Annotated in this window: 11 protein-coding genes; 5 read left to right on the top strand and 6 right to left on the bottom strand. The window is 71.8% G+C overall.

The features are described 5' to 3' along the window. Positions 1-27: 27 nt before the first annotated feature. The 4 genes from ACWCRJ_RS28295 to rsmI all read right to left on the bottom strand — a co-directional run bounded on the left by ACWCRJ_RS28295 (position 28) and on the right by rsmI (position 4,276). On the bottom strand, positions 28-1,473 hold the full coding sequence (locus ACWCRJ_RS28295) for a ubiquitin-like domain-containing protein (RefSeq protein WP_450941957.1): 1,446 nt from the start codon (positions 1,471-1,473) through the stop codon (positions 28-30). 155 nt (positions 1,474-1,628) lie between these two features. Beyond that, positions 1,629-2,531 carry a TatD family hydrolase gene (locus ACWCRJ_RS28290; protein ID WP_450941956.1) on the bottom strand — a complete coding sequence of 301 codons (903 nt, stop codon included), beginning with the start codon at positions 2,529-2,531 and terminating at the stop codon, positions 1,629-1,631. A 68-nt stretch (positions 2,532-2,599) separates the two neighbouring features. Then, positions 2,600-3,025: a hypothetical protein gene (locus ACWCRJ_RS28285; RefSeq protein WP_450941955.1), complete on the bottom strand. Its 426-nt coding sequence runs from the start codon at positions 3,023-3,025 to the stop codon at positions 2,600-2,602. Positions 3,026-3,427: 402 nt separating this feature from the next. Further along, a complete protein-coding gene (rsmI, locus tag ACWCRJ_RS28280; RefSeq protein ID WP_050398353.1) occupies positions 3,428-4,276 on the bottom strand; it encodes a 16S rRNA (cytidine(1402)-2'-O)-methyltransferase in 849 nt (282 codons plus the stop codon). A gap of 114 nt (positions 4,277-4,390) precedes the next feature. Between rsmI and ACWCRJ_RS28275 the strand changes: the two genes are divergently transcribed. The 3 genes from ACWCRJ_RS28275 (at position 4,391) to ACWCRJ_RS28265 (ending at position 9,836) form a co-directional block, all read left to right on the top strand. After that, on the top strand, positions 4,391-6,130 hold the full coding sequence (locus ACWCRJ_RS28275) for a dolichyl-phosphate-mannose--protein mannosyltransferase (RefSeq protein WP_450941954.1): 1,740 nt from the start codon (positions 4,391-4,393) through the stop codon (positions 6,128-6,130). A gap of 142 nt (positions 6,131-6,272) precedes the next feature. After that, entirely contained in the window at positions 6,273-7,910 is a 1,638-nt protein-coding gene (locus ACWCRJ_RS28270; RefSeq protein WP_450941953.1) for a penicillin-binding transpeptidase domain-containing protein, read from the top strand. A gap of 165 nt (positions 7,911-8,075) precedes the next feature. Then, positions 8,076-9,836, top strand: a complete 1,761-nt coding sequence (locus ACWCRJ_RS28265; RefSeq protein ID WP_450941952.1) for a penicillin-binding transpeptidase domain-containing protein — start codon at positions 8,076-8,078, stop codon at positions 9,834-9,836. Between the two features lie 16 nt (positions 9,837-9,852). Here ACWCRJ_RS28265 and ACWCRJ_RS28260 read toward each other — a convergent pair whose 3' ends face one another. After that, on the bottom strand, positions 9,853-10,485 hold the full coding sequence (locus ACWCRJ_RS28260) for an RBBP9/YdeN family alpha/beta hydrolase (RefSeq protein ID WP_450941951.1): 633 nt from the start codon (positions 10,483-10,485) through the stop codon (positions 9,853-9,855). 496 nt (positions 10,486-10,981) lie between these two features. Between ACWCRJ_RS28260 and ACWCRJ_RS28255 the strand changes: the two genes are divergently transcribed. Next, complete coding sequence (locus ACWCRJ_RS28255) at positions 10,982-11,494, top strand: YbaK/EbsC family protein (RefSeq protein WP_450941950.1); 513 nt, start codon at positions 10,982-10,984, stop codon at positions 11,492-11,494. Further along, positions 11,491-12,282: an EamA family transporter gene (locus ACWCRJ_RS28250; protein WP_450941949.1), complete on the top strand. Its 792-nt coding sequence runs from the start codon at positions 11,491-11,493 to the stop codon at positions 12,280-12,282. Before ACWCRJ_RS28255 ends, ACWCRJ_RS28250 begins: the two co-directional genes overlap by 4 nt. A 12-nt stretch (positions 12,283-12,294) precedes the next feature. On the opposite strand, the gene ACWCRJ_RS28245 is transcribed toward ACWCRJ_RS28250, so the two are convergent. After that, a partial coding sequence (locus ACWCRJ_RS28245) for a tetratricopeptide repeat protein (RefSeq protein WP_450941948.1) occupies positions 12,295-12,994 on the bottom strand: 700 nt, incomplete at its 5' end.

Here is a 12,994-nt window from a genome sequence, read left to right as displayed (position 1 = left end):
GGGGTGGGGTGGGGGGTTGCCGCCCCCTCACCCCCGCAGCCGCGCCCCGCAGTGGGGCCAAGGACTCGCCCCCCGCTGCGCATACAGCTTCTTCGCGCGGAGGGTCTGTTCGCCCGCGGGCGCGTCCTGGGGGCGGCCACTGCCCCCGAGGCTCTGCCAGGTCCGCGTGTCGAACTGGTACAGGCCCCCGTACGTCCCGGAAGGATCGACCGCGTTCGGCCGTCCCCCGGACTCACACGCCGCCAGCCCCGACCAGTTCAACCCCTCCGCCCCCGCCACGGACGTCGGCATCGCCTTCGTCCCGACCTTCACGATCTGGTCCCTGGGCTCCCGCACGACCTCCGTACGGAGCAGCCGCGGCCGCTGCCGCACCCCGTTGACCGACCGGAGCGCGTACGTGACCCGGCGGGTGCCCGGGTACCCGGCCCGCTCGACGACCTCCGTGCCCCGGAACAGGGACGGGTCCTCGGCACGGCGCACCCGGAACGGGATGGGCACCTCCCGCACCTCCGTGGACCCGGTCACCCGCAGCACGGTCACCGTCTGTCCGTCCCGGGGGAAGCTGGACGCCTCGACCGAGGTGGTGTCCTCACCGCGCAGGGTGACCCCGGCCTGCTCCACGGCCTCCCCCACGGTCGCCGCGTTCGTGCGGATCGTCCGCGTCCGCCCGTCCGCCATGATCGTGACGGTGCGCTCGGTCCGGACGTCCAGTTCCAGCCCCTGCCGCCCGATGCGCTGGGAGCGCGAGGTCGAGACGTACGCCCCCTCCGCACGCACCCCGAGCTGCCGGAGCGCCCCGTCCACCGTGTGGGCGGTCGTCCAGACCTTGCGCCGATGGCCGTCCAGGGTGAGGGCGACGGGCCGCCCGTAGTGCACGGCCACCTCGTCGCCGCTGCTCAGCGCGGTACCGGCAGCGGGCGCGATGACATCGTGGGGGCCGACGGGGACCCCCTCGTCGGCGAGCAGTTCGGAGACGTCGTCGGCGAAGGTGTGCAGCGTGCGCGGCCGCCCGTCGACGGTCAGCTCGATCGCCTTGTCCTTCGCCACGAACGCGGAGGTCCCGCCCGCGAGGAACGCCACCACCAGCGCCTGCGGGACCAGCCTGCGCAGCGAACCGGGCCGGTCGGCGGCCCGTCTGCGCCGGGGCGCCCGCCGGGATGCGCCCCGGCCGCCCTCGACGGGTGCGCCGGCCCCGGGAACCGGCCCCTCCGGCTCCGGGGGCACGTCACGGCGGCTCCGGTCCGCGTAGGCGGGGCGATACGTGTCCACGTAGACCCCGTACGGCAGCGTCTCGGCCTCGTACGGCGGCGTCCCCGCAGCGGCGCCGTACGGCGGCGGGACCTCGGCCCCGTAAGGCAGCGTCCCGGCCCCGTACGCCGACGTCGCGGCGTCACGCACCGTCGGCGGCCGGCTCGTACCGTCCGGGCCATGGCTCTCGTAGGTCTCGTACGACGACGACTGCACGTTGCTCACGACGACACGCTCCAGAGGGGATCCGGGTCCGGGTCGGGCGACGTGAACCTAGCGGACTTCGGTCACCCTCCAAAGCAACGTGGTCACGCAGTGTCGCGACACGGGCCACTGATCATCTTTTCGGGTCCCCCGGACGGCCCAGGGAGCGTGATCCGTCAGTAATCGAACGCCCTCGCCGTGTTCGCCGCGATCGCCGTCGCCAGCGCGTCCTCGCCGATGCCCCGCACCGCGGCCATCGCCCGGACCGTGACCGGAACGAGATACGGCGCGTTGGGCCGTCCGCGGTACGGGGCGGGCGTCAGGAAGGGCGCGTCGGTCTCGACGAGGACGAGTTCGAGGGGGGCGACGGCGAGCGCGTCGCGCAGTGGCTGGGCGTTCTTGAAGGTCATGTTCCCGGCGAAGGACATGAAGTAGCCGTGCTCCGCGCACTCGGCGGCCATGGCGGCGTCGCCGGAGTAGCAGTGGAAGACGGTCCGCTCGGGCGCGCCCTCCTCCTTCAGGACCCGCAACACGTCGTCGTGGGCGTCGCGGTCGTGGATGACCAGGGCCTTGCCGTGCCGCTTGGCGATCTCGATGTGCGCGCGGAAGGACCGTTCCTGGGCGGCCTTGCCCTCCGGCCCGGTCCGGAAGTAGTCGAGCCCCGTCTCCCCGACCCCCTTGACCTGCGGCAGCGCCGCGAGCCGGTCGATCTCGGCGAGCGCGTCGTCGAGTGCCGTGTCACCGCCGGGGGTCCGCGCGCCCTGGCGGGACCAGCCGTCGGGGTCGCCGTGCACGATCCGAGGCGCCTCGTTGGGGTGCAGGGCGACCGTCGCGTGCACGGCCTCGTACCGTGCGGCCGTCTCGGCGGCCCAGCGGGAGCCCTTGAGGTCGCAGCCGACCTGGACGACCGTGGTCACCCCCACGGCGGCGGCCTTCGCGAGGCCCTCCTCGACCGTGCCGGACTGCATGTCCAGATGTGTGTGCGAATCCGCGACCGGCACCCGGAGGGGTGCGGGGAGCGAGGGCGCGGCGTTCCTGTCGTTCTTGCCGGACGCGTCGCCGGAGTCGTTCGAAGGCATGCCCCGATCCTACGAATCGCGGAACCGCACGATCGGGGCATGCCTCACAGGCTCACTGAAGGGGAGGATCAGCTCGCCTTGCGGTGGAACGGGTGCAGCAGGTCGGAGAGGTGCCAGTGGTGGTGCTCCCCGTGCTCCGCCGCGTCGGTCGCCGCCGCGTCCGCCGTGTCCGTCGCGTCGACCGCCGCCGGGCGCGGCTTCGGCACGTGGCGCCGGTGCTCGGCGTCCCGGACCGACGACACCTGGCCCGCTCGCATGATCCGTACGACATGACCGTCGCAGTTCTGGCACGCCGGCCGGGAGAGCGGGGACGGCACGACCTCGCCGTCGGCCACGTACATCACGAAGTCGCGCCCCTGGGCGTCATTGTGGTGCTCGATCTCGTACGACTGCTCCCAGCCGTGCCCGCAGCGCATGCAGGCGAACGAATACGACTCGTGAACGACGGCGGTGGCGGTGTCCCGCAGGACGGCCCGCTCTGCGATCTCGGTCATTGCCAGCTCCTCTGGTCCGCTGGACGCTGAGGACGGGTAAGTCCTCACCACCCATAGGACTCCTCCGCAGACCCGAAGTGCACCCCACCTGCCGACTGTTGAAGCCGTTTTGGCCCGCCCTTGTGGGAAGGCCGTCCGCACGAGGGCTGTGCTTTGCTCGGCTTTGCCGAGGCATGGGGCGCGGTCGGGAATGTGGGGTCAGGTACGTCGGCAGGCGCACGCCGGTGGGGCTTCTCGCGCAGTTCCCCGCGCCCCTGAAAAGCCGGGGCCGCGCCCCGAGCTTTTCCGGCCCGCAGGGCCTGGTCTTTCAGGGGCGCGGGGAACTGCGCGGCCCGCCCCCACTCACCCGCACCCACACCCACACCCGACAACGCACCCCACGCCACCCCACCCCGCGTCCCCCTACGGCGCAGCCCTCTTCGCCGCGACCACCGCGTCGAAGACCTCCCGCTTGGGCAGCCCCGCCTCCACGGCCACCGCGGCGATCGCCTCCTTGCGGCGCTCCCCCGCCTCCTCCCGCACCCGGACCCGGCGCACCAGCTCCGCCGCGTCCAGCTCCTCCGGCCCCTTTTCCGGTGCCCCCTCGACCACGACGGTGATCTCGCCGCGCACCCCGGCCGCCGCCCACTCGGCCAGCTCCCCGAGAGGGCCCCGCTTGACCTCCTCGTACGTCTTGGTCAGCTCGCGGCACACGGCGGCCCGCCGCTGCGCGCCGAAGGCCTCGGCCATCGCCGCGAGCGTCGCGTCCAGGCGGTGGGGGGCCTCGAAGTACACGAGCGTGCGGCGCTCCTCGGCGACCTCGCGCAGCCGCCCCAGCCGCTCCCCGGCCTTGCGCGGCAGGAACCCCTCGAAGCAGAACCGGTCGACGGGCAGCCCCGACAGCGCGAGCGCGGTGAGCACGGCGGACGGCCCCGGTACGGCGGTGACCCGGATGTCCTTCTCCACGGCCGCGGCGACGAGCCGGTACCCGGGGTCGGAGACCGACGGCATCCCCGCGTCGGTGACCAGCAGCACCCGCGCCCCGCCCACCAGCGCCTCGACGAGTTCCGGCGTACGCGCGGCCTCGTTGCCCTCGAAGTACGAGACGATCCGCCCGCCCGGCTGCACGCCGAGCGCCTGGGTGAGCCGCCGCAGCCGCCGGGTGTCCTCGGCGGCGACCACGTCCGCACCGGCCAGCTCCTGGGCGAGCCGGGGCGGCGCGTCCGCGACATCACCGATGGGGGTACCTGCCAACACAAGGATTCCTGTCACACCCCCATCCTCCCAGGGGGAACGCCGTCGGCAGGGCGCGGGACCGCCTCGGACGCCCCGGCCCACATTCCCGTCCCACGGGACTCCCACAGCCGTGTTCCCTACGATGGCGCGGTGACCAGTACCCCGTCCTCCACGGACACCCGGCAGGACCAGGCCACCGAAGCGCAGCGGCCGTCGTGGCAGCACCGCCTGCGCCGATTCGGCTACGCGGCGCCCCCGAGAGGCGACGTCCGCACCCGGCTGGTGCCCCCGTACACCCGGCCGGGCCCACGGGTGTGGGCCGCGCTCGGGCTGCGCGAGAGTGGCGCCGCGCGCCTGGTCCGGTGGTCGGCGTGGGGCGGTCCGCTGCTGGTGACGCTGCTCGCGGGGCTGCTGCGGTTCCACAACCTGGGCAGCCCCAAGGCGGTGATATTCGACGAGACGTACTACGCGAAGGACGCGTGGGCGCTCGTCCATCGCGGGTACGAGGTCAACTGGGCGAAGAACGCCAACGAGCTGATCCTCCAGAACAACGGGAACGTACCCATCCCGACGGAGGCGGCCTATGTGGTCCACCCCCCGGTCGGCAAGTACGTGATCGGTCTGGGCGAGCTGATGTTCGGGTTCGACCCGTTCGGCTGGCGGTTCATGACGGCCCTGCTCGGCACGCTCTCCGTGCTGATGCTGTGCCGGATCGGCCGCCGGATCTTCCGCTCGACGTTCCTCGGCTGCCTCGCCGGCGCGCTGATGGCGGTGGACGGCCTGCACTTCGTGATGAGCCGCACCGCGCTGCTGGACCAGGTGCTGATGTTCTTCGTGCTGGCCGCGTTCGGCTGCCTGGTCGTCGACCGCGACAAGGCTCGGCAACGCCTGGCCGCCGCCCTCCCCCGGGACGGCGACGGGGTCGTACGCCCCGACGTCCTCATCGCCGAGACGACCCGCCTGGGATGGCGCCCGTACCGCTGGCTGGCCGGTATCTGCCTGGGCCTGGCCCTCGGCACCAAGTGGAACGCCCTGTACTTCCTGGTGTTCTTCGGGATCATGACGGTGCTCTGGGACTACGCGGCCCGCAAGGTCGCCGGCGCCCGTCAGCCGCTGATCGCGACGCTCCAGCGCGACCTCGGCCTCGCGTTCCTGTCCACGGTCCCGGTCATGATCGCCACGTATCTGGTCTCCTGGACGGGCTGGATCCTCTCCCCCGACGACGGCACCGGCGGCTACTACCGCAACTGGGCCGCGACCGAGGGCAAGGGCGGCTGGTTCGCCTGGCTCCCGGACTGGCTGCGCAGCCTGTGGCACTACGAGCACGCGGTGTACGAGTTCCACATCGGGCTGTCGTCCCCGCACACGTACCAGTCGAACCCGTGGAGCTGGATCGTCCTGGGCCGCCCGGTCTCGTACTTCTACGAGTCCCCGTCCCCCGGCAACGACGGCTGCGCGGTCGACACCGCCGACAAGTGCGCCCGCGAGGTCCTCGCCATCGGCACGCCACTGCTGTGGTGGGCGGCCGCCTTCGCGGTCCTCTACGTCCTGTGGCGCTGGTTCTTCCGCCGCGACTGGCGCGCCGGCGCGATCGCCTGCGGCATCGCCGCCGGTTATCTCCCCTGGTTCCTGTACCAGGAGCGCACGATCTTCTTCTTCTACGCCGTCGTCTTCCTGCCGTTCCTCTGCCTCGCCGTGACGATGATGATCGGCGCCATCCTCGGTCCCCCCGGCGCCCCGGAACGCCGCCGCGTGGCCGGCGCGGCGGGCGCGGGCGTCCTGGTCCTCCTGATCGCCTGGAACTTCATCTACTTCTGGCCCCTGTACACCGGGCAGCCCATCCCGATCGACTCGTGGCGGTCGCGGATGTGGCTGGATACCTGGGTGTGATGGCCGAACCCCGTTCGCCGGGCTCTGCCGGGCTAACAATCAGGGCACGCACAGGAGTCATTTTCCCCACGCGTTACCCCGGCGTGCTTACAGTGAGCCTCGGCAAGCGGTTTCTGAACGCGTTCAAAGGGGGAGTCGCGTCATGCGCAAGGGGGTCAAGGTCGCCATAGTCGGCGGGGTGTTCGCGGCGATGGTGGGCGGTGCCGGGTACGGCGGGTACAACTTCGTGACGGCGCTCAACGGGGACGGCGGGGGTTCGTCGCAGCAGCGGACCGGGCCGCCGAGCGGGGACGAGGTCCGGGAGACGACGGAGAAGTTCTTCGCCGCCTGGGAGAAGGGCGACTCGGCCACGGCGTCGTCGTACACGAACGACGCGGTGGACGCGGGGAAGGTCTTCGGCAGCTTCACCGGCGTCGCGCGGATCGACGACGTGAGGATCGAGCCGGCCAAGCCCACCGGGAGCGGCGACCGGACCGTCCCGTTCTCCGTCAGGGCGACCGTGTCGTACAAGGGCAAGAGCAAGGAACTCGCGTACAAGAGCCGGCTGACCGTCGTGCGCGGGAAGACGACCGGGCGGGCCCTGGTCGACTGGCGGCCCTCCGTCGTGCACCCCGAGCTGAAGAAGGGGGACACGCTGTTCACCGGGGAGGCGGCGGCGCCTCCCATCGAGGCCGTGGACCGCGACGGCAAGGTGCTGACGAAGGAGAAGTACCCCTCCCTGGGGCCGATCCTCGACACCCTGCGCGAGCGGTACGGCGCCGACGCGGGCGGCACCCCCGGCATCGAGCTGGGCATCCACCACGCCGCCGCCGAGGCCGGCGACACCACCCTGCTGACCCTCACCAAGGGCAGGGCGGGCAAGCTGCGGACCACGATCGGCGCACGGACGCAGGCGGCGGCCGAGCAGGCCGTCACCAAGCACCCCGAGTCGTCCGTGGTCGCCGTGCAGCCCAGCACCGGGCAGGTGCTGGCCGTCGCCAACCACCGCGACGACAACTTCAACGCGGCCTTCCAGGGTGAACTCCCGCCCGGCTCCACGATGAAGATCGTCACCGCCGCGATGCTCATCGACAACGGCGTGACCTCCATGAACGGCCCCGCGCCCTGCCCCGCCACGGCCACCTGGATGAGCCAGACCTTCAAGAACCTGCCCGGTCTGAAGCCGGACGAGACGCCGAACGCGACGCTCGCCAACAGCTTCGAGCGGTCCTGCAACACGGCCTTCATCAAGCTGATCGACGAGAAGCCGCTGTCCGACGAGTCGTTGACCGAGGAGGCGCAGGAACGGTTCGGGATCGGCCGGGACGACTGGAAGACGGGCATCGTCTCCATGGACGGCAAGGTGCCGCCCTCCGGCGGGCCGAACCGGGCCGCCAACGCCATCGGTCAGGGTGACGTCCTGATGAACCCGCTCAACATGGCGTCGGTGACGTCCACGGCGATCACGGGGACGTTCCGGCAGCCGTATCTGGTGTCACCGAAGCTGGACGGCCGGGAGCTGGCGACGGCGAAGGGGCTGCCGGCCAGTACGTCCTCGCAGTTGAAGCAGATGATGAGGCTGACCGCGACCCAGGGGACGGCCGCGACCGTCATGTCCGGGCTCAGCGGCGACATCGGCGCGAAGACCGGGTCCGCGGAGATCGACGGGCAGGCGGTGGCGGACAGTTGGTTCACCGGGTTCCGCGGGGACGTGGCCGCGGCGGCGATGTCGGAGGGTGGTGGCCGGGGCGGCGAGGCGGCCGGTCCGATCGTGGTGGATGTGCTGCGGGCCTCTCCGTAGGGGATACGGCTCGTCGCGGGGTGCGAGCCCGGTGGGGCTTCTCGCGCAGTTCCCCGCGCCCCTGAGGACAAACGCGGCCCCACCCACGGAGTGACCCGCGGGACTCTAGGGTGGTGGTTCTCGTTGTGGGACGAGAGGCAGCCGGGGGCAGCGGAAGGTCGGAGCGTGGGTAAGAGAAGGCGTGTCGACGAGCGGAAGGCCGCGAAGTCGGGGAGGTCGCGGCGGCACCTCGTCCTGGGCGGAGTGGCCGTCGCGGCCCTCGGTGGTGGCGCGGTCGCCGTGTACACGGTGTTCGGCGCCGGCGCGTCGGCCGACGACCGTTCGGCCGACGCCAAGGCCGTGAAGAGCGGGCCCCTGTCCGCCGTCGAGGTCCGCTCCGCCGCGACCGCGTTCCTGACGGCCTGGCAGAAGGGCACCGTCACCAAGGCCGCCGCCGCCACGGACGACTCGGCGGCCGCGAAGACCGCGCTGACCGGCTTCACCAAGGACGCCCACGTCAAGGACGTCACCCTCACCCGCGGCAAACGCGCGGGCGACAAGGTGCCGTTCACGGTGAAGGGCACGGTCTCCTACAAGGGCACGGCCAAGCCGCTCACCTACGAGTCCGCCCTCACCGTCGTACGGGCGAAGAAGGACGGCGAACCCGTCGTCGAGTGGCAGCCGTCCGTCGTCCACCCCGACCTCGACGAGGGTGACCGGCTGGTGACCGGTGAGGCGGGCACACCTCCGGTGAAGGCCCTCGACCGGGACGGCGGTGAGCTGACGACGAAGAAGTACCCGTCGCTGGGCTCGGTGCTGGACGGTCTGCGGGAGAAGTACGGCAAGAAGGCGGGCGGCAAGGCGGGAGTCGAGCTGCGGATCGTCCGCGCGGACCCGGAGAAGGGCGGGCCGGACGGCACGTCCTCCACCAAGTCCGCCAACTCCACCAAGTCCACCAAGTCCACCGAGTCCACGAAGTCCACGAAGGAGAAGGCCGCCGACAAGACGCTGCTGGAGCTGAGCAAAGGCACTCCCGGGGAGCTGAGAACGACTCTCAGCCCGGCGCTGCAGGCCGTCGCCGAGTCGAAGGTGGCGGCCACGAAACGCGCGTCGGTGGTCGTGATGCGCCCCTCGACCGGCGAGATCCTCGCGGCGGCCAACTCCAGCGCCTTCAACGTGGCGTTCCAGGGCTCCCTGGCCCCCGGCTCCACGATGAAGATCGTGTCGTCGGCGCTGCTCATCGACAAGGGCCTGGCCTCGGCGGACAAGGTCCACCCGTGCCCCAAGTTCTCGTCGTACGGCGGCTGGAAGTTCCAGAACGACGACAAGTTCGAGATCAAGAACGGCACGTTCAAGGCGAGCTTCGCGCGCTCCTGCAACACCGCCTTCATCTCCCAGGCGAAGAAGCTGGACGACGACTCCCTGACCCAGGAGGCCCAGCAGGTCTTCGGGCTCGGCCTGAACAACTGGGCCATCGGCGTGTCCAGCTTCGACGGGGCGGTGCCGGTGCAGAGCGCCGCCCCGATGGCGGCCTCGCTGATCGGCCAGGGCGGTGTGCGGATGAACCCGTTGAACATGGCGTCGGTGGTGTCGACCGCCAAGACGGGCGTCTTCAAACAGCCGTACCTGGTCGCCCCGTCCGTCGACGGCCGCACCCTCGCGACCGCCTCCCGGCCGCTGTCCGCCACGGCCCGTACACAGCTGCGCGAACTCCTCCGGTACACCGCCGCGGCCGGTACGGCGGCCGAGGCGATGTCGGGCCTCGGCCCGGACTACGGTGCCAAGACCGGCTCCGCCGAGGTCGACGGCCAGAAGGAGCCCAACGGCTGGTTCACCGCCTGGAAGGGCGACCTGGCCTCCGCCGGGGTGGTCCAGGAGGGCGGCCACGGCAGCGAGTCGGCGGGGCCGATCGTGGCGGCGCTGCTGAAGGCGGGCAGCGGGGGCTGAGCCCCGGCGTCGACGGTCATGTACGGCCGTGGACGGGGGTCTTCTCGTACGACTCGGGCGACTGGGCCAGGCACCAGTCGAAGACCGACGGCCAGGGGCCGTAGCCCGCGTCCAGGTCCAGGTGGGCCTGGCCCGGCAGGACGTCGACGGGCAGGCCCAGGGGGTCGGCGTAGACCGTGGCCGCGCCGCCGGGGCAGTACGGGTCGTCGTCACCGCCGACGAACCGGGTGTACGAGGCGGCTGCGGCCAGCCGTGCGGGGTCCGGCCGCGGCGGGGCGAACTCGGCTATCTCCGGGTGCTCCAGGGCGACGTCGGGGGCGGGCGGGGCGACGAGCAGGACTCGGTCGACGGGGCCGGACAGGACGTCGTCCCGCGCGACCGCGTGCAGCCACAGCAGACAGGCCAGGCTATGGCAGACCACCGTGATCCGCCGATCCGCCAACTCCGCCAGCAGGGCGTCCAGTTCCGCCAGCCACCGCTCCAGGTCCGGGTCGTCCGGCTCCGGCAGCTGCGGGTACGCCACCTCGTGGCCGAGGTCGGTGAGGCGGTCGGCCAGCCAGTGCTGCCAGTGGGCGGGCGGGCGGTGGTTCTGCCACCCGTGCAGGATCAGGAAGGCGCGGGTGCCGTCGGCGGGCGGGATCTCTGTCATCCCCAGATCGTCAGCGAAGCGGCCCTGGCGGTCCAGTGCCGTCTCTGTGGCTGGATGGATCGCCGGGTGCGGCCCGGTGGGGGCTGGTCGCGCAGTTCCCCGCGCCCCTGAAAAGCAGGGACTACGCCCCAAGCTTTTCAGGCCCGCAGGACCGCCGCTTCCCGGGCTGCAGGAGCCGCGGGACTTTCGGGCCCGGGGGCTGGGGCTTTCGGGCCCGGAGGCTGGGACTTTCGGGCCCGGGGGCCTGGGGCTTTCGGGCCCGGGGGCCTGGGGCTTTCGGGCCCGGGGGGCCTGGGCTTTTAGGGGCGCGGGGAACTGCGCGAGAAGCCCCACCGGGCCGCACCCGACGAACCGCCCCGACAAGCGCGGGGCGCAGCCCCGGTTTTCAGGGGCGCGGGGAACTGCGCGACCAGCCCCCACGCACCGCACCGCACCCGCCGCACCACCCCGACAAACCCCCTCGCATGGCCCGTACACGCACCGCTAGCGTGCCCGCATGACCAACCCCGCGCAGGACACCGACGGCTCCGCCGCCCACCCCCGTTTCGCCGAGGCACTCACCACCCTGGGCCTGGGCGAACTGCACGCCCGTATCCGCAGGTTCCCGGAGGCCACGAGGACCGCGGCGGAGGCGGCGGCAGCCCTCGGCTGCGAGTTGAGCGAGATCTGCAAGTCGCTGATCTTCGCCGCGGACGGCGTCCCCGTGCTGGTGCTCATGGACGGCGCGTCGAGGGTCGACCTGGAGCTGGTCCGGCGGGAACTCGGCGCCACGAAGGTCACCCGGGCCCGCGCCGACGTCGTACGGGAGACGACCGGCTACGCGATCGGCGGCGTCCCGCCCTTCGGGCACCGCACCAGGACCCGCGTCCTCGCGGACCGCTCGCTCCTGGACCACGCGACGGTGTGGGCGGCCGCCGGCACCCCGTACACCGTCTTCCCCATGGCCCCCAAGACGCTGATCACCCACGCGGGCGCCACCCTGGTGGACGTCCGCGAACACAGCGCGTGACGCCCCTCGTCACCGCGGCGGTGCTGCTCGCCGCGGTCACCCACGCCAGCTGGAACGCGATCGCCCACAAGATCACGGACAAGCTGGTCGGGTTCACGCTGATAGCCGGAGGCGGGGCGCTGATCGGGTTCGCGATGGTGCCGTTCGTGCCGCTCCCGGACGCCGGCGCGTGGCCGTATCTGATCGCCTCGACGGTCGTGCACCTCGTGTACTACGTGCTGCTGATGACGTCCTTCCGCCTGGGCGACTTCGGCCAGGCCTACCCCATCGCCCGCGGCTCCGCGCCCCTCGTCGTCACCGTGCTCGCCGCCGTCTTCGCGCACGAGGTGCCGGACGGCTGGGCGGCGGCCGGCATCCTGCTGAGCTGCGCCGGGCTGACCGGGGTCGCGCTGTGGGGCCTGCGCGGCGACCGCCCCCACTGGGCGGCGATCGGTGCCGCGCTGGCCACGGGCGTGTCGATCGCCTCCTACACGGTCGTGGACGGCCTCGGCGTACGGGCCTCCGGGTCCGCCCTGGGCTACATCGCCTGGCTGATGGCCCTGGAGGGTCTGGCGATCCCCGCCTACGCGGTCTGGCGCCGGCGCGGCGAAACGGTCGCCCTGCTCCGGCCGTTCGCCGCCGTGGGCCTGCTCGGCGCCGCGCTGTCCGTGGCGGCCTACGGCCTGGTCCTGTGGGCCCAGACGAAGGCGGAACTGGCACCCATAGCGGCCCTGCGGGAGTCGTCAGTCAAGTCGGATTCATGCAGCAATAAATGGGCTCTTCAGCGGTTTGGTGAGGTCACCTCGTAGATGCGGGATGGATCAGGTGTTGGTTGACTTCGCGTGTGTGAGGTTGGCTCTGACAACGCGGGTGGTGGGATGGTCTTCACCCAACACCCGTAGACAGGCGGTGAGGGTCTGCTCGTACAGCGGAATTGCCCGGCCAAGATCCCCCGCCGACCCATAGGCGCCCGCAAGGTTGTTACGGGAGACAAGCGTGTTGGGATGGTCCTCGCCCAGGACCCGCACCCGGTCGGCAAGGTTTCGTTCGTACAGCGGAATCGCCCGGCCGAGATCCCCCGCCGACTCATAGGCGTACGCGAGGTTGTTACGGGAGGTGAGCGTGTTGGGATGGTCCTCGCCCAGGACCCGCACCGAATCGGCAAGGGTCTGCTCGTACAGCGGAATCGCCCGGCCGAGATCCCCCGCCGACTCAAAGGCGCCCGCGAGGTTGTTACGGGAGGTGAGCGTGTCGGGGTGGTCCTCGCCCAGGACCCGCACCGAATCGGCAAGGTTCTGCTCGTACAGCGGAATCGCCCGGCCGAGATCCCCCGCCGATCCATAGGCGTACGCGAGGTTGTTACGGGAGGTGAGCGTGTCGGGGTGGTCCTCGCCCAGGACCCGCACCCGGTCGGCAAGGTTTCGTTCGTACAGCGGAATCGCCCGGCCGAGATCCCCCGCCGATCCATAGGCGTACGCGAGGTTGTTACGGGAGGTGAGCGTGTCGGGGTGGTCCTCGCCC

It is taken from the genome of Streptomyces sp. NPDC002324 (assembly GCF_053593335.1).
The sequence above is the reverse complement of the archived record's forward strand: the minus strand, read 5'-3'. Positions and strand labels throughout refer to the sequence as shown.